This is a genomic window from Pseudomonas sp. PS02303, from assembly GCF_029959925.1.
Classification (GTDB): domain Bacteria; phylum Pseudomonadota; class Gammaproteobacteria; order Pseudomonadales; family Pseudomonadaceae; genus Aquipseudomonas; species Aquipseudomonas mandelii.
Genome location: NZ_JASCOM010000570.1, coordinates 1 through 382, shown reverse-complemented (window position 1 = coordinate 382; position 382 = coordinate 1). Strand labels below are relative to the sequence as shown.

Sequence of the window (382 nt, the reverse complement as noted above, 5' to 3'; positions counted from 1 at the left end):
CAGGGTGATCAGGTTGGTTGTGTCGTTGATGCTGGCGGTCGGCGTGAAGGTCGCCGTCCAGGTAATTCCGCCGTCGCTGCTGCTCACGGCCGTCAATGTGCCGTTGGCGATAGTCAGGTCGGCGTTGCTGAAACCGGTCACCGCTTCGGAGAAGGTGATGGTCACCAGCGAGGTTTCGCCGATTCTCAGCGCATTGTCGGCGACCACGATGGTGGCGGTCGGCAGCACGGTATCGATCGTGTAATTGCCGGAGTTGGTGGTGCCGCTGCCGGTGTTGCCGGCAAGGTCGGCCACGCCGGTATTGGCCAGGGTGATGACGTTGGTCAGGTCATTCACGCCGACGGTGGGCGTGAAGGTCGCGGTCCAGGTGATGCCACCGTCG

The 382-nt window shown here is 63.1% G+C and carries 1 protein-coding gene; it reads right to left on the bottom strand.

Going from position 1 to position 382, the window contains the following annotated elements:
- The coding region (locus tag QMX98_RS35135) for an Ig-like domain-containing protein (protein ID WP_282412102.1) at window positions 1-382 on the bottom strand (382 nt) is incomplete at both ends.